The 17352-nt window shown below is 73.9% G+C and carries 18 protein-coding genes and 2 pseudogenes; 7 read left to right on the top strand and 13 right to left on the bottom strand.

Going from position 1 to position 17352, the window contains the following annotated elements:
- Positions 1-26: 26 nt before the first annotated feature.
- Positions 27-887: a peptidoglycan-binding domain-containing protein gene (locus tag SCK26_RS26185; RefSeq protein ID WP_318203778.1), complete on the bottom strand. Its 861-nt coding sequence runs from the start codon at positions 885-887 to the stop codon at positions 27-29.
- 128 nt (positions 888-1015) lie between these two features.
- On the opposite strand from SCK26_RS26185, the gene SCK26_RS26190 reads away from it, so the two are divergent.
- The gene (locus SCK26_RS26190; RefSeq protein ID WP_412080867.1) at positions 1016-3058 is read left to right on the top strand and encodes a DHA2 family efflux MFS transporter permease subunit; all 2043 of its coding nucleotides are present in this window, start codon (positions 1016-1018) and stop codon (positions 3056-3058) included.
- Here the strand turns inward: SCK26_RS26190 and SCK26_RS26195 are convergent.
- Entirely contained in the window at positions 3051-3593 is a 543-nt protein-coding gene (locus SCK26_RS26195; protein ID WP_318203780.1) for a GNAT family N-acetyltransferase, read from the bottom strand. The genes SCK26_RS26190 and SCK26_RS26195 overlap by 8 nt on opposite strands.
- A 102-nt stretch (positions 3594-3695) precedes the next feature.
- On the opposite strand from SCK26_RS26195, the gene SCK26_RS26200 reads away from it, so the two are divergent.
- Together SCK26_RS26200 and SCK26_RS26205 are read left to right on the top strand one after the other, a co-directional pair.
- Positions 3696-4349 (top strand): hypothetical protein, encoded by a 654-nt coding sequence (locus tag SCK26_RS26200; RefSeq protein ID WP_318203781.1) that lies wholly within the window; start codon positions 3696-3698, stop codon positions 4347-4349.
- A 710-nt stretch (positions 4350-5059) separates the two neighbouring features.
- Positions 5060-5506 (top strand): hypothetical protein, encoded by a 447-nt coding sequence (locus tag SCK26_RS26205; RefSeq protein ID WP_318203782.1) that lies wholly within the window; start codon positions 5060-5062, stop codon positions 5504-5506.
- A gap of 78 nt (positions 5507-5584) precedes the next feature.
- Here the strand turns inward: SCK26_RS26205 and SCK26_RS26210 are convergent, their stop codons facing one another.
- A complete protein-coding gene (locus tag SCK26_RS26210; protein ID WP_318203783.1) occupies positions 5585-6016 on the bottom strand; it encodes a DUF1992 domain-containing protein in 432 nt (143 codons plus the stop codon).
- Positions 6017-6129: 113 nt separating this feature from the next.
- On the opposite strand from SCK26_RS26210, the gene SCK26_RS26215 reads away from it, so the two are divergent.
- A complete protein-coding gene (locus SCK26_RS26215) occupies positions 6130-6522 on the top strand; it encodes a hypothetical protein (RefSeq protein ID WP_318203784.1) in 393 nt (130 codons plus the stop codon).
- Positions 6523-6540: 18 nt separating this feature from the next.
- Here the strand turns inward: SCK26_RS26215 and SCK26_RS26220 are convergent, their stop codons facing one another.
- Positions 6541-7212, bottom strand: coding sequence for an O-methyltransferase (locus tag SCK26_RS26220; protein ID WP_318203785.1), 672 nt, complete (start codon positions 7210-7212; stop codon positions 6541-6543).
- 183 nt (positions 7213-7395) lie between these two features.
- Positions 7396-8766, bottom strand: coding sequence for a glycine betaine/L-proline transporter ProP (gene proP, locus SCK26_RS26225; RefSeq protein ID WP_318203786.1), 1371 nt, complete (start codon positions 8764-8766; stop codon positions 7396-7398).
- Between the two features lie 400 nt (positions 8767-9166).
- On the opposite strand from proP, the gene SCK26_RS26230 reads away from it, so the two are divergent.
- Both SCK26_RS26230 and SCK26_RS26235 read left to right on the top strand, forming a co-directional pair.
- A complete protein-coding gene (locus SCK26_RS26230; RefSeq protein WP_318203787.1) occupies positions 9167-9667 on the top strand; it encodes an RICIN domain-containing protein in 501 nt (166 codons plus the stop codon).
- A 153-nt stretch (positions 9668-9820) separates the two neighbouring features.
- A complete protein-coding gene (locus SCK26_RS26235) occupies positions 9821-10141 on the top strand; it encodes a hypothetical protein (RefSeq protein WP_318203788.1) in 321 nt (106 codons plus the stop codon).
- On the opposite strand, the gene SCK26_RS26240 is transcribed toward SCK26_RS26235, so the two are convergent.
- Complete coding sequence (locus SCK26_RS26240; protein WP_318203789.1) at positions 10131-10502, bottom strand: ATP-binding protein; 372 nt, start codon at positions 10500-10502, stop codon at positions 10131-10133. The two genes, SCK26_RS26235 and SCK26_RS26240, sit on opposite strands and share 11 nt — an antisense overlap.
- A 16-nt stretch (positions 10503-10518) precedes the next feature.
- Between SCK26_RS26240 and SCK26_RS26245 the strand changes: the two are divergent.
- Positions 10519-10620 (top strand): annotated as a pseudogene (locus SCK26_RS26245) (XRE family transcriptional regulator); the annotation flags it as partial.
- Positions 10621-10652: 32 nt separating this feature from the next.
- On the opposite strand, the pseudogene SCK26_RS26250 reads toward SCK26_RS26245, so the two are convergent.
- The 7 genes and pseudogenes from SCK26_RS26250 to SCK26_RS26280 form a co-directional block, all read right to left on the bottom strand.
- Positions 10653-10844 (bottom strand): annotated as a pseudogene (locus SCK26_RS26250) (DUF1275 family protein); the annotation flags it as partial.
- A gap of 170 nt (positions 10845-11014) precedes the next feature.
- Positions 11015-11428 carry a transglycosylase SLT domain-containing protein gene (locus SCK26_RS26255; RefSeq protein WP_318199306.1) on the bottom strand — a complete coding sequence of 138 codons (414 nt, stop codon included), beginning with the start codon at positions 11426-11428 and terminating at the stop codon, positions 11015-11017.
- A 347-nt stretch (positions 11429-11775) separates the two neighbouring features.
- Positions 11776-12606, bottom strand: a complete 831-nt coding sequence (locus tag SCK26_RS26260) for an ECF transporter S component (protein WP_318203790.1) — start codon at positions 12604-12606, stop codon at positions 11776-11778.
- Positions 12603-14285 carry an ABC transporter ATP-binding protein gene (locus tag SCK26_RS26265; RefSeq protein ID WP_318203791.1) on the bottom strand — a complete coding sequence of 561 codons (1683 nt, stop codon included), beginning with the start codon at positions 14283-14285 and terminating at the stop codon, positions 12603-12605. Before SCK26_RS26265 ends, SCK26_RS26260 begins: the two co-directional genes overlap by 4 nt.
- On the bottom strand, positions 14282-15454 hold the full coding sequence (locus SCK26_RS26270; RefSeq protein ID WP_318203792.1) for an energy-coupling factor transporter transmembrane component T: 1173 nt from the start codon (positions 15452-15454) through the stop codon (positions 14282-14284). The genes SCK26_RS26265 and SCK26_RS26270 overlap by 4 nt, the downstream gene beginning before the upstream one ends.
- Complete coding sequence (locus SCK26_RS26275; RefSeq protein WP_318203793.1) at positions 15441-16097, bottom strand: SCO2322 family protein; 657 nt, start codon at positions 16095-16097, stop codon at positions 15441-15443. Before SCK26_RS26275 ends, SCK26_RS26270 begins: the two co-directional genes overlap by 14 nt.
- The gene (locus SCK26_RS26280) at positions 16094-17293 is read right to left on the bottom strand and encodes a prenyltransferase/squalene oxidase repeat-containing protein (protein ID WP_318206095.1); all 1200 of its coding nucleotides are present in this window, start codon (positions 17291-17293) and stop codon (positions 16094-16096) included. The genes SCK26_RS26275 and SCK26_RS26280 overlap by 4 nt, the downstream gene beginning before the upstream one ends.
- Positions 17294-17352 lie beyond the last annotated feature (59 nt).

A 17352-nucleotide genomic window follows, 5' to 3' on the forward strand; every position in this document is an offset into this window, starting at 1 on the left:
GGACCCGGCCGCGAGTCCGTCGCACCTCAGGATTCCCTCGTCTCCTCCTCCAGGCTTTTCCGCGTCGCCGGGCCGTAGGCGCCCAAGGGGTCGTCCTTGATGCCACGGGCCAGTTGGTAGTTGCGCACGGCGTCCTCCAGGGGCCGGTTGTAGACGCCGTCGATCCGGTCACCGTAGAGATTCAGCCGGCGCAGGCGCTGCTGGAGTTCCGTCACCTCCGGGCCGGTGTCGCCGCGCCGCAGCACCGGGGCCGCCGCCGGTGTGGGCGGCGCAGTGGACGAGGCGGAGGCGGACGGGGTGGGCGAGAGGGTGCGGGACGGGGTCGGCGTGGGGGCCGGGGACGTGCGGGTCGGTGACGGGGCCGGGGTGGCCGGGGCAGGCGAGGACGGCAGGGGAGCGGGCGGGGGCGCCGGGGGCACCGGTGCCCTGGACGACGCGGCCGGCGTCGTCGGCCCGGCCGGGATGCTCTGCCTGATCTCCCGGGCCGCCCGGTCGTGGGCGGGGGTCCGGTAGGAGACCAGGGCGAAGGCGGTCGCCGCCAGCAGGGCCACGCCGACGCCCGTGCCCGCCAGCAGCACCGTACGGCGCGAGCGCGGCCGGGGGTCGGCGGCGTACTCCTCCGGGGCGGGCGGCCGGAGGGCGGGTGCCGGTGGCGGCGGGGGTCCGGTCACGCCGGTGTCCAGGAGCGGAGGGGACATGGTCGCCGGTGCCGCCGTGACGTACGGGCGTATCCGCAGCGGATCGAAGTCCTCCGCCGCCGCCGCTTCCGCCGTGCGCGTCTCGCGCAGCGCCTCGGCCGCGCGCTCGGTGCAGTCGCACGCCGGCGTGTTGTCCGGCCCCCTCGGCGTCCCGCACTCCGGGCACGTGGTGCCCCGTTCTCCCGTCACGCCCGTGTCCCCTCCCCTCGGGAACTTCAGAGGTTATGCGGACGACCGCCGTTTCCGCAGGACTCGACAGGCCATAACCGGTCACACGGCCGACGATGGAAGGTGCACCCGAGCCCCGGGAGGTCTCCATGGCCCTGGACACGCACGGCACGGCCGAGCACACCCGCGGCGGCGAGCACGTTCCGGGCAGCGTGCTGGTACCGATCGGCGCGCTGTTGCTCGGCCTGCTGCTGGCCGCTCTCGACCAGACCATCGTCGCGACCGCGCTGCCGACGATCGTGAGCGACCTCGGCGGCCTCGAGCACCTCTCCTGGGTCGTCACCGCCTATCTGCTGGCGTCCACCGCCGCGACGCCGCTGTGGGGCAAGCTCGGCGACCAGTACGGCCGCAAACGGCTGTTCCAGATCGCCGTCGTGATCTTCCTGATCGGTTCCGCGCTGTGCGGCACGGCCCGGGACATGCCGCAGCTCATCGCCTTCCGGGCGCTCCAGGGGCTCGGCGGCGGCGGACTGATGGTGCTGTCCATGGCGATCGTCGGCGACCTCGTGTCCCCGCGCGAACGCGGGCGCTACCAGGGCCTGTTCGGTGCCGTGTTCGGCGCCACCAGCGTGCTCGGGCCGCTGCTCGGCGGGCTGTTCACCGAGCATCTCGGCTGGCGCTGGGTGTTCTACGTCAACCTGCCCGTCGGCGCCGTCGCGCTCGCCGTGATCGCCGTGGCGCTGCGCCTCCCGCGGCACACCGCCCACCATGTCGTCGACTACCTCGGCACCTTCCTGATCGCCGCCGTAGCCACCTGCCTGGTGCTGGTCGCCTCGCTCGGCGGGACGACGTGGGCCTGGGGCTCGGCGCGGATCGTCGGGCTCGCCGTGCTCGGCGTCGTCCTCGCCGCGGTGTTCGTCGCCGTGGAGCGGCGGGCCGCCGAACCCGTGCTGCCGCTGAAGCTGTTCCGCGTGCGCACCTTCACCCTGGCGTCCGTGATCAGCTTCGTCGTCGGCTTCGCCATGTTCGGCGCGATGACCTATCTGCCGACGTTCCTCCAGGTCGTGCACGGCGTCTCCCCGACCCTGTCCGGCGTGCACATGCTGCCCATGGTCTTCGGCCTGCTGCTGTCGTCCACCGTGTCCGGGCAGATCGTCAGCCGCACCGGCCGCTGGAAGGTGTTCCCGGTCGCCGGCACCGCCGTCACCACGCTCGGTCTGCTGCTCCTGGCCCGGCTCGACGAGCACGGCGGGACCGCCGTGACGAGCACGTACTTCTTCGTCTTCGGCCTCGGCCTCGGCCTGGTCATGCAGGTGCTGGTCCTCATCGTGCAGAACGCCGTCTCCTACGAGGACCTCGGCGTCGCCACCTCCGGCGTCACCTTCTTCCGCTCCATCGGCGCCTCCTTCGGCGTGGCCGTCTTCGGCACGCTCTTCGCCGGCCGCCTCGGCGACAAGCTCACCGACGCCCTCCGTGGCGTACGGCTGCCGCCCGGCCTCGGCGCCGACGCGCTGAAGTCGGACCCGCGCGGCATCGCCGCGCTGCCGCCCGCGCCGCGCCAGGCCGCCCTGCACGCCTACGCGTCCGCCATCACCGACGTCTTCCTCTACGCCGCTCCCGTCGCCCTCCTCGGCTTCGTGCTGGCCTGGTTCCTCAAGGAGGACCGGCTGCGCGGCTCGGTCACCGCGCCGGACGTCTCCGAGACGATCCCACCGAACCCGGTCCAGCGCTCCTCCTACGACGAGTGCTGCCGGGCCCTGTCCGTGCTGGGCACCCGCGAGGGCCGCCGCGAGGTCTACCGGAAGATCACCGAACGGGCCGGGTACGACCTGCTGCCCGCCGCCGGCTGGCTGCTGCTGCGCATCCGCCGCTACGGCTCCGTGGAACCGGGGATGCTGGCCGAGCACAGCGCGGTCCCGCTCCAGGCGGTCATGGCCGCCGCCCGACAGGTGGAGGAGCGGCGGCTCGCCGAGCGCCGGGGACTGGACCTGGTGCTGACCGACTCCGGCCGCGAGGTGGCCGAACGGCTCGCCGCCGCCCGCGAGGAGTCGCTGGCCGGACTGCTCGGCGACTGGTGGCGGCCCGGCCGCTCCGACGACCTGTCCCGGCTGGTCCACGACCTCACCGGCGAACTGTGCGGCGCCGCACGCGAACGGCCGCACAACGGCACCACGCTGGCCGAGGTCAGCTGAGGTGGGCCGCCGGCTCCGGCCACGAGGCCGGGTCCGACCCCAGTTCCTTGCGGAACCAGTGCTCGGCGTAGGGGTCGGTGTTGTGCGGGGTGGTCTCGGTGTAGCCGAGGCGGGCGTACAGGGCGCGGGCCTCGACCAGGTCGCCGCGGGTGTCCAGGACGATCCGCCGGGCGCCGAGCAGCCGGGCGCGCAGCTCGGCGGCGGCCACGAGCAGCGCGGCCCCGTTCCGGCCGCGCCACTGCGGCCGCACGAACACCCGGGTCAGCTCGGCGGTGTCCGCCTCCAGCAGCCGTACGCCCGCCGAACCGGCCGGCGTGCCGTCGTAGCGCCCGACGAGCAGGCAGCCGGTCGGCGGCGCGAGTTCGGCACCGCTGCGGGCCGCGATCTCGCGTTCCAGTTCCTCGGGGTCGGTGCGGTGCCCCTCGTGCAGGAGATACCAGCGGTCGCTGACCTCCGTGTAGTACGCCCGCCAGAGTGCGGCGGCGGCCGGGGAGTCGTACGGCTCGGCGGTGATCGTCCACGTCATGGCGGCCATTGTGGTGCGCGGGCCGTCGTTTGTGGACCGGGTTCCGGGTCACCCGGGGAGTGAACCGGCCGGCGGGGCCGGTCCCCGATCGGAAGGGGTCGGAAGGCAACCATGTCCACTTGGCTGATCATTCTGCTGATCGTGATCGCGGCGGTCGTGGTCCTCGGCGCGGTCGGGCTCGTCGCCCGGCAGGCCCGCGGCCGGCGCGGCGGGCCGAGCCTGAAGCAGCGCTTCGGGCCTGAGTACGAGCGGGCCGTCGCCATGCACGACGGCGACACCAAGGCGGCCGAACGGGAGCTGGCCGAGCGCGTCGAACGCCATGGCGAACTGCGGGAACGGCCGCTGGAGGGGGCCGAGCGGCAGCGGTACGCGGATCTCTGGACGGGCGTACAGGAACGGTTCGTGGACTCGCCGAAGGAGGCGGTGGCCGAGGCCGACCGGCTGCTCGCGCAGCTCGCGGCGGCGCGCGGCTACCCGGACGGCGGTCGGTACGAGGAGCAGGCCGACGCGCTGTCCGTGCACCACGCCGAGCACGTCGACGGCTACCGGCGGCTGCACCGGGTGGCGCGCGCGGGCGGTGGGACCGAGGAGCTGCGGTCCGCGCTGCTCGGCGGACGCGCCCTGTTCGACGACCTGACCGGCACGGAGCCGGACCGGCACCGGGCGTCCGCCGGAACGAGCGCCACGGCGTCCGGCGGCAGCCGCTCCCACACCCGTTCGCACACGCCGTGGGCCCTGCACCGGAGCCGACCGAAGGAGAGCTGACCATCATGCGGGACATGACGAGCGGCCCCGGCGACGACCGCCACCGCACCGAACGCCTCTCCCGGGCCCCGGGCGAGGAATGGACACCGGAACAGGACACACCGGACACGGACGAGTCTTCCTCGGGCCGGCGGACCACCAGAAGGCCCCGCTCGGAGGAGCGCCTCCCGGGCGAACCGGGCCGGGCTCCGAGCGCGGGCGAGGCCTGGACCTCGGGGGAGGGCACGAGCGGTACGGAAGGTTCGGGCGGACGGATACCGGGCGGGGAAGCGGCGGCCGGCCGGCTCACCGGCTCCACCGGTCGCGGCCGCGAGGGCCTGACCGGCGACGACCGCGCTCCCGAGGACACTCCGGCGCCGCCTCCGGGCCCGGCGGGCCTGGGCGCGGAGAACACGCGGCGGCCCGGTGGAGAGGCATCGACCCGATACGGACACGCCTCGCCGGACACTCCGGCGCCGCCTCCGGGACCGGCGGGTATGGAAGGGCTGCGGCCGGGGACCGAGGGCAGGGGCTCGGAGAGCGCGCGGAGGACCGGCGGTGAGGGCTTCGGCGATCGTTCCCGGGGCGGCGGCGAAGGCCTGACCGGTGACGGCCGGGCTTCCGGGGACGCACCGGCGCCGGCCGGGGCCGGTACGGAAGGGCCGGGGTCCGGCGACGGGTTCGGGGCCAGTCATCGTGCGGAGCGTGAGGCGATCTCGGAGGAGGACCGGATGCCCGACAACGGCCTGGGCGCGCCCGCTCCCGGCGAGGCGTCCCGGCGCGAGGCGACGACCGCCGACACCCCGGGCCGCGACACCTGGCCCACGGCACCGGGCGCCCCGTCCGGCGACGCGCCCGGCCCGGACACCGGACGCGGCACCTCGGGCCAGGCTTCTCCGCTGCTCGCCGGAGAGGAGGTCCAGGAGTGGGAGCGGCGGCTGCGAGAGGTCGTCGCGGGGTTCGTGGACCATCCGAAGGGCGCCGTGGAGCAGGCCGACCGGACCATGGAGGAGATCGCCGCCCGGTTCAGCGAAGCGGTGGCGCGGCGCCGTCGCACGCTGCGGACGTCCTGGGAGGGCGCCGAGGAGCACGGGCCCGGTGCCGGGACCGACACCGAGCAACTGCGGCTCGCGCTGCGGGACTACCGGGAACTCGCGCAACGGCTCCTGCACGGCTGAACGCGTGAACGGCCAGGGCCTGTCCGACAATTCGCGCCGTCGCCCGAAGCGCGGCGGACGGGAATCGTCAGGCAGGCCCTAGGTCGCGGCCGGGTCCGTGCCACCGGCGGCGGTCCTGCGCTGCCGCCATTCCCGTACGACCTCCTCGACGTCGTACGGCTTCTTGCCCAGCGGCGGCCCGGGCGGCGGCTTGAACATCATGTCGCGGATCCTGACGTTGACGTCCTCGATGAGCTTGCGGGCGATCCGCTCCGAGGGCGCCGCGTACGCCGCCGCGAGCGCGTCCTCCGCCTCCTTGCGCAAGGCCAGCGCGGGCGGCAGGAAGGCCAGTCCTTCCCGGGCCATCTTCCGCTTGACCCACCACAGTTCGTCGTACGTGGAGTCGACCTCTGCCGGCAGCGGCGTCCCGGCCCCGGGCAGCGCCTCGAACTCCCCGCGCCTCTGTGCGTCTCGGATCTGCCTGTCCACCCAGGAGTCGAACGGAACGCCCGGTGGCTTTCGCTCGGTCATGGCCCCATTGTGCCGGACGCCACCGTGCCGGTCGTCTTATCATGCGGCGACGGATGCGGCGGCCCGCCCGCCGCGACGCACCGCCGCACATGGACGTTTCAGGGGGAACGCTCGTGCTCGAACTCACCATGGTCGCCGTCTCCGGGACGGACGCGGGCGCCACGGCCGGCATGACGCTGGCCGAGGTGCCCAGCGCGCCCGGCACCGCGCTGCGCGTCGGCCGGGACGGGGCGGTGTGCCGGCTGGTCACTCCGGAGGACTGGCTCTTCGTCTCCCGCGTCCACCTGGAGTTCCACTGTGCCCCGGACGGCACCTGGCAGCTGACCTGGCTGCGCGGCTCCCAGCCCGATCCGGCCTCCGAGGTCCGGCTCGGCCACGGCCCGCACGTCCGGTCCGTCGGCTACGGCGAGACCGTGCCGCTGCCGCGCGGCGGATCCGGCGAGATCGTGGTCCAGGACCGGTCCGGGCCGCGCAGCGTCAGCGTCGGGTTCTTCCACGAGGCGTGAACCGCACCGGACGCGCGCTCAGTCCTGCACCCGCGCCAGCGCGAAGCCGTCGTAGCCCTTGAGGCCGACCGTCTGGATGGCCGTACCGCTCAGCCGCGGGTGCGAGCCGATCAGTTCCAGCGCGGCGCGGGTGCCGAGCACGTCCGGTTCGGTGCTGCGCGCGTCGGCCACCCGTCCTGCGCGCACCACGTTGTCCAGGATGATCAGGCTGCCCGCCCGGGTGAGCTTGAGCGCCCATTCCACGTAGTGCCGGTTGTTCGCCTTGTCCGCGTCGATGAAGACCAGGTCGAAGGGGGCCGGGTTCTCGTCGGCGAGCTTGGGCAGCGACTCCAGGGCCGGGCCGACCCGCACCTCCACGATCCGCTCCAGCCCGGCCCGGGAGATGTTGCGGACGGCGACATCGGCGTGTTTGGCGTTGTACTCCAGCGAGACCAGCCTGCCGTCCTCCGGCAGCGCGCGGCCCAGCCAGATCGTGCTGTACCCGCCGAGCGTGCCGATCTCCAGCACGTGCCGGGCGCCCTGTGTCAGGGCGAGGAGGTGGAGGAGCTTGCCCTGCGCGGCCGTGACGGCGATCGGCGGCAGCCCGGCGGTCTCGCTGTCCCGCAGGGCCGCCCGCAGCGCCTCGTCGTCCGGTGAGAGATGGCTGGTGAAGTAGTCGTCGACGTCGACCCAGAGCTGCGACCCGCTCATAGCGCCTGCTGCCTTTCCCGAGTGTCTTCCGGAGGCTGTTCCGCCCTGCACGTCCGATGATCCCAGCAGACGGGCCCGAACGGGGGAGTTACCCGGCGGCCGGCGTCCCACGCGGGTACGGCAGAGGCCCGCGGCCGGAAGGAATCCGGCCGCGGGCCTGTGAAGAACGGCGGGCGGGAGCGGTCAGCTGCCCTCGACCGACGGTGCGGAGCCCGGCAGCGGGCGGCCCGCCGACTCCGACATCCGCCAGACGGCGAACCCGCCCACGACGGCGGCGGCCATCATGTAGTACGCGGGCATCATCATGTTGCCGGTCGCGCCGATCAGCGCGGTGACGACGAGCGGGGTCGTACCGCCGAACAGGGACACGGACACGTTGAAGCCGATGGACAGAGAGCCGTAGCGCACCCGGGTCGGGAAGAGCGCGGGCAGCGCGGCCGGCATGGCGGCGGTGAAGCACACCAGCAGCAGGCCCAGCGCGGCCATGCCCAGGCCGACCGCGAGCAGGCTGCCCTGGCGGATCAGCAGCAGGGCCGGGACGGACAGCAGCAGGAAGCCCGCGCAGCCCGCCGCGATCACCGGACGGCGGCCGATCCGGTCGGTGAGCGCACCGGCGAACGGCTGGACGATCATCATCAGGGCCATCACGCCGAGCACGACCAGCAGGCCGTGCGTCTCGTCGTACTTCAGCTCGCTGGTGAGGTAGCTCGGCATGTACGACAGCAGCATGTAGTCGGTGACGTTGAAGACCAGCACCAGGCCCATGCAGATCAGCAGCGCCTTCCACTGGCCCGCGACCATGTCGCGCAGCGGCACCTTGGGCCGCGCCTCGGCCTTCTCCAGCTGCGCGGCGAACGCCGGGGTCTCCTCCAGGCGCATCCGCAGGTACAGGCCGATGATGCCCATCGGGCCCGCGATCAGGAACGGGATGCGCCAGCCCCAGGAGAGCAGGTCCTCGGAGGACAGCAGGGCGGTCATCAGGGTGACCAGGCCCGCGCCGCCGATGTAGCCGGCGAGCGTGCCGAACTCCAGCCAGCTGCCGAAGAAGCCGCGCTTCTTGTCCGGCGCGTACTCCGCGATGAAGGTGGACGCGCCCGCGTACTCGCCGCCGGTGGAGAAGCCCTGCACCAGCCGTGCGGCCAGCAGCAGGAGCGGCGCGCCGACGCCGATCACCGAGTAGGACGGGATCAGGCCGATGGCGAACGTGCCCGCCGCCATCATGATCATGGTGACGGCGAGGACCTTCTGACGGCCGATGCGGTCGCCCAGCGGACCGAAGACCATGCCGCCCAGCGGCCGGACCAGGAAGGCCGCCGCGAAGGCACCGAACGTGGACAGCAACTGCGCGGTGGGGTTGCCGGACGGGAAGAAGACCTTGCCCAGGGTGACCGCGATGTAGCTGTAGACACCGAAGTCGAACCATTCCATGGCATTGCCGAGCGCGGCCGCCTTGACGGCGCGCCTGACCAGTGCGGGGTCGGTGACGGTGACGCTGCGGGCCTTGGCGGTCCGGCGGGTCGTCGGACGCGGGGTGACGGCAGTGGCGGTCGCCAAAACGGGGCTCGCCTACCTTTCGACGGGGACAGGGTCGGGCCCGCCGACGGCGACGATGACGTGCGCGGGGCCGAAAATCGACCATAGGCGGCTTCTGCGGCTTACGTACTGTATGCATTTAGGTGCGCAGTGCAGCGAAACCGCCGGTACGCAGGTACGTCTGCCCCCTCATCCAAGGTCATTCCTGCTGGTCAGTGTGATCCTTATCGCGCCTCCGGCGTGCAACCGGGGCCGTACGGGACCGTAGCGATCCGGACATGTGCCGGTGCCGTAGCCGAGGCTCCACCCGGCTCTGGGGCCGTACCGACTTCAGGTGACGGCAGCCGAGGCGACGCCTCCTCCGGGCCGCCCGCGGGTATGGCTCATGCGGCAGTGGCGGACAAGAGTGAAGGAGTCCTTCGTGAACAAGACCAGGACGCGTGCGGTCGTCGCTCTGCTGGGCGCCGGGCTGCTGGCTTCCAGCGCACTGACGGGGCAGGCGGCGGCGCAGTCCGGGCTGGTGCTGGAGAACGTCGCCAATCCCGGATACGTCCTCGACAACGACGCCGGCCGGGGAGAGGACTCCGGTGTCCTGGTCTACGACCGGCACGGCGGGCCGAACCAGGTGTGGGAGGTGAACCCCGAAGGCGGCAACACGGTCCAGATCGTGCAGCGGATCGGCGGCCGGGAACTGTGCGCCTCCGCCGTGTTCAACGGCATCGCCGAAGTGTCCATGCAGAGCTGTGGCGACAACGGGTCGGTGACGTGGTGGACCCAGATCGCCGTGGGCGGCAACCGCTGGGTCTACCGGAACAGCGCCCAGCACAAATGCCTGGCGGCCATCCGGCTCAACGGTCCGGTCGAACTCGTCGACTGCGCCTACGGGGACCAGGAGCAGCAGTGGATCAAACGCGCCGGGTGAGGTGGAGTGCCGTCCGGGGCCCGGAAGCGTCCTCCTCTTCCTATGGCATGAACTATCACTTGTTCGAGTGATACACCGGACTGATTACTTTATTCTCTCCGTCCGGTGGGATGTCCCCTTCCGAGGGCTGCAACGGAAAAGGGGACACCGCTCATGATCCGCATCGCACGTCTGGCCAGACTCGTCCTGTCGGCCGGCGCGGCGGCCGTACTGGCCGTCGGCCTGACCTCCAGCGCGGAGGCCGCCACCGGGAGGATCCGGTACATCAGCGCCGCCGGACAGGAATTCCAGATCGACAACCCGCCGGACAACGTCTGCCTCAACCTCCGGGTCCGCGCACGGATCCTGGTCAACGAGACGAACAAGACGGTGAGCTACTTCTTCAACGCGAACTGCGCCAACTTCACCGGCAACCTGGACCCCGGCAGGGCGGTGTCCTACCAGAACCCCCTGTCCGTGCGTGTCATCGGCTGAGTTCGTCGCCGGACGCCGTGGGGGCGCCGTGGCACTCGAACCAGACCGTCTTGCCGCCGCCGGCGCTCGGCGACACGCCCCACGTGTCCACCACGGCGTCCAGCAGCGCCGGGCCCCGGCCGCCCTCCAGGTGCGGGAGAGCGGCGTGGCCGTCGGTCACCTCGGCACGCACCCCGGACGCCTCCCGGGCCACGACCACCCGGCAGCGGCGGTCGGGCACGTGCCGTACGACGTTGGTGACCAGCTCGCTCACGCCCAGCTCCACGGCGAACGTCAGCGGCTCCGGGCTCCACTCGCACAGCAGCGAGCGGACGATCCGGCGGATGCGGCGCACGGAGTGCTCGCCGACGGTGATTTCCAAAAGTACCCACCCCCTGGAGTTCAGTCAGCGGGTGGACGCGGCCCTGGGGACGGAGGGAGCGCCGACTCGGCTCGTCGAGCTGGTGCTCCGTAGCCAACTTCCGGCGTGGTTCCGTCGCGAGGACGGCGGCGGTGCGGCGCGGGGAGCGGTGGCCGGTGTCGCCAGGGTCTGCCGGGTCCGGCGGCGGCGCGAGCCCCGGCCGTGCCGGACCGTGATCCGGCCGCCGGTCATCGCGCCCAGCAGGAAGCAGCACAGGGACGTGGCCGTGTGGGGCACGGAGAAGCCGGGGGCGCCGGTGGCGGCGAAACCGAGGATGACGACGTCGCCGGTCATGTTGGGGGTGGGGCGGGGCACGCCGGGGGCGGGGGGCAGCCCGTATGGCGGAGGCCCCGTATATGCGCGTGCCCCCGCCGGGTGGGCGGGGGTGCGGAAGTGTGGGGTGCGGCCGGTGGGCCGCTGTGAGGGGCGGCGGCGATGGTGGTGCGCCTGGCCCCTCGAGGGGTGCTGTCGGCTTAGTACCAGCCGTTGGCCTGCCAGAAGTTCCAGGCCTTGACGGGGCTGCCGTAGCGGGAGTTCATGTAGTCCAGGCCCCACTTGATCTGGGTGGCGGGGTTGGTCTTCCAGTCGGTGCCGGCGGAGGCCATCTTGGAGGCCGGCAGGGCCTGGACGAGGCCGTAGGCGCCGGAGGAGCTGTTGGTGGCGCTGGGGTTCCAGCCGCTTTCGTGCGAGACGATCTTGCTGAAGGCGTTGAACTGGGCGGCGTCCGGGATCATCTTGTGCGCGATCGCCTGGGCGGAGGAGGCCTGGGCCGGGGCGGCGTGTGCCGGGGCGGCGGTGAGTGCCATGCCGGCGGTGGCGGCGGCCACGGCGGCGGTGGTGAGGGCCTTCTTCGGGGAGGCGATGCGGCGGATGAAGGAGACGGACACGGATTACCTCTTGCGTCGGGGACGGGGGTGTCGCTCGTATGGGGTGGGCCGGGGTGGGTGGCTCGCATACGTCGGCGCCGCGGCCCGCTGCGGGGCTCGTGGCGCCTGGCGACGTCGTCCAGATAAGCAGGCCCGGCAGATGCCCGCAATGACCCTCTTTACTAGTGGTGGCCGGATCGGTGAGGAATGCCGGGGATGTGGTGTGCGTCTCAATGTGCAGGTCGGAGGGGGTGCGGGGCGGGGTGAATCGGGCAAAAGGTACTACGGTGCGGGGTCGTAGGTGACGTGCGTCATGTGGGGTCCTTCACCGGCCCGCTCGCGCCGTGCGCCCGGATTCTCGCGCTGGGTCACTGTCCGGGACCCTCGAATGTGACCGCGGTCTCGAAGGCGGCTCGCCGGGTGGCCCGGCGCAGCGCGCGCAGCACCGCCGGACCGAGCGCGAGGGTGAGGACGACCGTGCACAGGGCCCGGCCCAGGTCCCAGCCGAGCGAGGTGGCCGTGCAGTACGCGACGAAACGGGCCAGGTTGGCGGCGACCGGATCGCCGGCGGTGAAGGAGATGCCCGAGGCACCGCCGCCCATGAAGGGCCAGCCGGCCAGGTTCATCACCGTGCCGTAGGCGAACGCGGCGAGGAAGCCGTAGACCGCGAGCAGCAGCAGCTCGCCGCGGCCGCGCAGCCGGACCGGGCCCGGGAGCAGGCCGGCGCCCATCGTGAACCAGCCCATCGCCAGCATCTGGAACGGCAGCCACGGCCCGACCCCGCCCGTCAGCAGGGCGGACGCGAACATCGTCACCGAGCCCAGAGTGAAGCCGAAGCCCGGGCCGAGCACCCGGCCGCTCAGCACCATCAGGAAGAACATCGGCTCCAGCCCCGCCGTACCGGCGCCGATCGGCCGCAGCGCCGCGCCCGTCGCCGCGAGGACGCCCAGCATGGCCACCGCCTTCGGGCCGAGGTCGGACTCCGAGATCGTCGCCGCGACCACCGCGACCAGCAGGATCAGCAGGCCCGCGAAGAGCCACGGCGCGTCCTGGGCGTGGGCGGCGAGCTGTGAGCGGGGCGGGGCGAGGAAGGGCCAGCAGAAGGCGACCAGGCCGACGGCGCCGGTGAGGACGAGAGCGGCGAGGGAGCGCGGGCCGAGGCGGACGGCGTGCGGACGGGCGGGCCGGACGCGGCTCATCGCAGGGCCTCGCGGACCTCGGAGACGGTCAGCCAGCGCTGCGGGGCCAGGATCTTCGTCACCTGCGGGGCGAAGGAGGGCGAGGAGACGACGATCTCCGCCATCGGGCCGTCCGCGATCACCTCGCCGTCGGCCAGCAGCACCACGCGGTGCGCCAGCTCGGCGGCCAGCTCCACGTCGTGCGTCGCCAGCACGATCGCGTGTCCCTCGGCGGCGAGAGTGCGCAGGACGGCGACCAGGCGGGCCTTCGCCGCGTAGTCCAGGCCGCGGGTCGGCTCGTCCAGCAGGAGCAGGGGCGGGCGGGCGGTCAGCACCACGGCCAGCGCGAGCGCCAGGCGCTGGCCCTCGGAGAGGTCGCGGGGGTGGGTGTCGTCGGTGATGTCCGGGAGCAGCTCGGAGACGAGGGCGCGGCAGGTGCCGGGGGCGGCCTGTGCGTCCTCGTCGGCGGCGGCGCACTCGGCCGCGACCGTGTCGGCGTAGAGGAGGTCCCGGGGGTCCTGTGGCACCAGGCCCACGTGGCGGATCAGGGTGCGGGGCGGGGTGCGGTGGGGGGTGGCGCCGCCGACGGCGACCGTGCCGGTGGTGGGGGCGAGCAGGCCGACGAGGGTGCTCAGCAGGGTGGACTTGCCGGCGCCGTTGCGGCCCATGAGGGCGATGGTCTCGCCTTCGGAGACGGTCAGGTCCACGTGGCGCAGGGCGTGGACGCCGTCCCGGTGGACGGAGAGGGAGCGGGTTCGGGCGAGGTACGGGTGGTCGTCGGGCCGGGTGGCGGCGGTGCGGCGGAACAGGGAGCGGTACCGGTGCTGCCGCGGGGCCGGGACGGGGCCGCTCACCGGCGTCGGCGCGGCACGGCGCGCGGGACCGTCGGCCAGGCGGTCGCGCAGGGGAGCCGCCCGGCGGCGGGCGTCTCTGACGGTGAGGGGCAGGGGGGTCCAGCCGGCCAGGCGGCCCAGGGCGATGACCGGGGGGTGGACGGGGGAGACCGCCATGATCTCGGAGGGGGTGCCCGTGACGGGGGCCGCGCCGGGGGACGGGAGGAGGACCATGGTGTCGGCGTACTGGATCACGCGCTCCAGGCGGTGTTCGGCCATGAGGATCGTCGTGCCGAGGTCGTGCACCAGGCGCTGGAGTACGGCCAGCACCTCTTCCGCCGCCGCCGGGTCGAGCGCGGACGTCGGCTCGTCCAGGACCAGCACCCGGGGATGCGGGGTGAGGACCGAGCCGATGGCGACCCGCTGGCGCTGCCCGCCGGACAGAGTGGCGATGGGACGGTCCCGCAGCGCGGCCAGGCCCAGCAGGTCCAGGGTCTCCTCCACGCGGCGCCGCATCACCTCCGGGGCGAGACCCAGCGACTCCATGCCGTAGGCGAGTTCGTCCTCCACGGTGTCGGTCACGAAGTGCGCCAGCGGGTCCTGGCCCACCGTGCCGACCACGTCGGCGAGTTCGCGCGGCTTGTGGGTCCGGGTGTCCCGGCCCGCCACCGTCACGCGTCCGCGCAGGGTGCCGCCGGTGAAGTGCGGGACGAGCCCGCTGACCGCGCCCAGCACGGTGGACTTGCCGACCCCGGACGGACCGGCGAGCAGCACGAGTTCGCCTTCGGGCACCTCGAAGTCGACGCCGGCGACGACGGGTCCGGCGGCGCCCTCGTACGTGACGCTCACCTCCTCGAAGCGGATCACGACGGCTCCCTGGGAGTGACGAAGGCGGGCAGCAGGGCGAGCAGGACGGCCGCGGCGGGCCAGAGCGGGAGGGCGGGGGCGACGAGCGGGACGACACCGGGATGCAGGGCCTCGGGGTCGCGGACCGAGGCCAGCGTCAGCAGCGCGGCCACGGCGGCGCCGGAGCCGGCGACCAGCCAGGCGTGCGCTCCCCACGGGTCGGGACGGTACCGGGTGCGCGGGGAGCGCCGGCCGCCCAGCCGCAGTCCGGCGAGCGCGGCGAGGACTCCGGCGAGCAGGACGGGAAGCCCGTAGGCGCCGCCTTCGGCGGTCAGCAGCCCGTACGTGCCCGCGCACACGCCGAGCAGGCCGCCGAGGGTGAGGCCGGCGGTGGTACGGCGGACGGGGACGGAGACCTCGGCGGTACGGCCGTAGCCGCGGGCCTCCATCGCGGCGGCGAGCGCGACCGAGCGCTCCAACGCGCCCTCCAGGACGGGCAGTCCGACCTGGACCAGGCCCCGCAGGCCCCGGTCGGGACGGCCGCGCAGGCGGCGGGCCGCGCGCAGGCGGCGGACGTCGGCGATCAGGTGCGGCGCGAAGGTGAGCGCGACGACCACGGCCACGCCCGTCTCGTACAGCGCGCCGGGCAGCGACTTGAGCAGACGGGCCGGGCTGGCGAGGGCGTTCGCGGCGCCGACGCAGACGAGGAGGGTGGCGAGCTTCAGGCCGTCGTACGCGGCGAAGAGCACGGCCTCGGCGGTCACCCTGCCGCCGAGCCGGATGCCCTGCGCCCAGTGGGGGAGGGGGACCTCGGGGAGGGTGAGGAGGGTGTGCGTGCCGGGGATGGGGGAGCCGAGCGCCACCGCGAACAGGACGCGGACGAGGACGACGGCGAGGGCGAGGCGGACGAAGGCGGTGTAGGAGCGGGCCCAGGGAGCGGAGGATCGGTGCGTCGCCACGACGTAGCCGGAGGCCGCGAGGAGGAGGGCGAGGAGGAGCGGGTTGGTGGTACGGGTCGCCGCGACGCCGAGGGATATCGCCCAGAGCCACCAGGCACCGGGGTGGAGGGCGGGACGGAACCGGGACGGCGTGGCGCGTGGCGGACGGTGCCGCGGCTGCCCGCAGGCGCGGGGAACCGCGCGGGCGGCCAGGGCGTGGCCGCCCGACGGGCCCGGCTCAGCCGGACGCATCGCGCCGCCGCCGGGACCGCCATATCGCCGCGCCCGCCAGCAGGGCCACCACGCCCGCGCCGATCGGCAGGCCCAGGGACGGGCCGGAGCCGGACGAGCCGGACTCGGACGCACCGGACTCGGCGGCGGGCTTGCCGCCGGTGGAGACCTGCTCGCCGCAGCCCGTGCGCGGATAGCCCGCGATGGCGCACAGCAGGGCGTTGGTGTCGTAGCGCAGGGGTCCCGCCACCGCGGCGAGGGCGTCCGCGCCGGACGCGTCGGACGGCACCCGCGCGCACGCGGTCCGCCGGCCCGGCGGGACCTCGCCGGACGGCGCGTCCGCGCGCGTGCCGAAGTCGAGGACGAGGGCCACCCGCTTGGACCCGGGCTTCGCCGGCGTGTCCGCGCAGATCGTGCCGAAGTCCGCCGTGCCGCGCGGCCGGTTCGCGTCCGCGGAGTCCGCGCTCACGGTGAACCGGAACCCCTGGACCGTACCGTCGTCGGGCCGGACGGAGGCCGGGCCCTGGGTCGCGTACGTCCAGTGGCCGCCGGTGCGCTCCCAGAAGGACCAGTAGCGGTAGCCGGCCGCGCCGGCCCGCCCGGCGCAGGCGAGGAGCAGCAGCGCGGCGGCGAGCACCGGCACGGCACGGCGGACGGCGGTCACGGCTGCTGCTTCTTCCGGCCGCTGATCAGGAAGCCGACACCGATGCTGGCGACCAGGCAGACGCCGAAGATCCACCAGCCCCGGTTCCCGGAGTCCTCCTTCTCCTCCTGCTGCCGGCCGGAGGTGTCCATCCGCGGGGCCGGGCCCAGCGCGTTCAGGGAGCCGACCAGGCTGGTGCCGTTGAAGTCGCCCGGCTGCTCGCCGAGGGCGTGGGCGGCGAGGATCAGCTGGGCGTAGGCGGCCGGACCGCTCTGCTTCGCCCACGGGCCGGCGTTCTTCTCCAGCCAGGCGTACGCCTTGCGGGCCGGCCCGACGCGACCGTCCGCGGCGAGCGCGACGACGGCGTCCGCGGTGTTGCCGAAGTCGGGCTGGTCCTTGGCGCCGGGCAGGGTGGAGTCGAGGTGGCCGGACTTGGCGACGGCCGCCGCGAGGTAGGCGCCGGCGTTGTCGGCGACCTGGGTGCGCGAGGCCGCCTCGACGCAGGTGTCCTTCGCGGGGGCCTTGCCGGCACGGGCGACGAAGCCCTTGCCGAGCGCGCCGAGCAGACCGGCCGCGGTGGCGTCGGCGTTGGGCAGCAACTCGCCCTTCTTGTCCGGCTGGAAGGCGAGGGCGCCACCGCCGTCCTGGTCGCAGGGAACGGACCAGGCGGGAAGGGCGTCGTAGGGGGACTTGCCGGAGACGCGGACGGACGCCGGGTCGGTGCCGGCGGCGGCGAGCGCGCCGATGACGACGGAGGTGGAGTTGGTGTCGCTGGGGTCGCCCGGGTAGTAGCTCCAGCCGCCGTCCTTGTTCTGGACGGACTTCAGCCATCCCACGGCCTTCTCCACCGCACCGCCGTGCCCGCCGGCCGCGGCGAGCGCCTGGACGGCGGCGGCCGTGCTGTTGGTGTCCGGCTTCGGCTTGTCGTCGCAGGGCTTCTCCGGAGCGGCCCGGAACGCGGCGAAGGAGCCGTTCGCGCACTGCTGGCCGGTGAGCCAGTCCACGGCGGCGGAGGCGGGCCGGTAGCCGAGCGTCCGCTGCGCGACCAGCGTCAGGGACTGCCGCCACACGCCGTCGTACGTCGGGTCCTCCTTGCCGTACAGCCCGGCGGGGGCCGCGGTCTTCGGGGACGGGGACGGGTCGGCGGCCGTGGCGGGCGCGGCGGCGGCCAGCACGCCTACGGCGGCGAGAGCCGCGGCACTGCGGCGGACGTTCATGGTCGGCGACTGCCTCTCCTGCGGGGAGCCGGACGGCGCGGGTGACATCCCGGGCGGCT

Source organism: Streptomyces sp. SCL15-4, assembly GCF_033366695.1.
GTDB lineage: Bacteria > Actinomycetota > Actinomycetes > Streptomycetales > Streptomycetaceae > Streptomyces.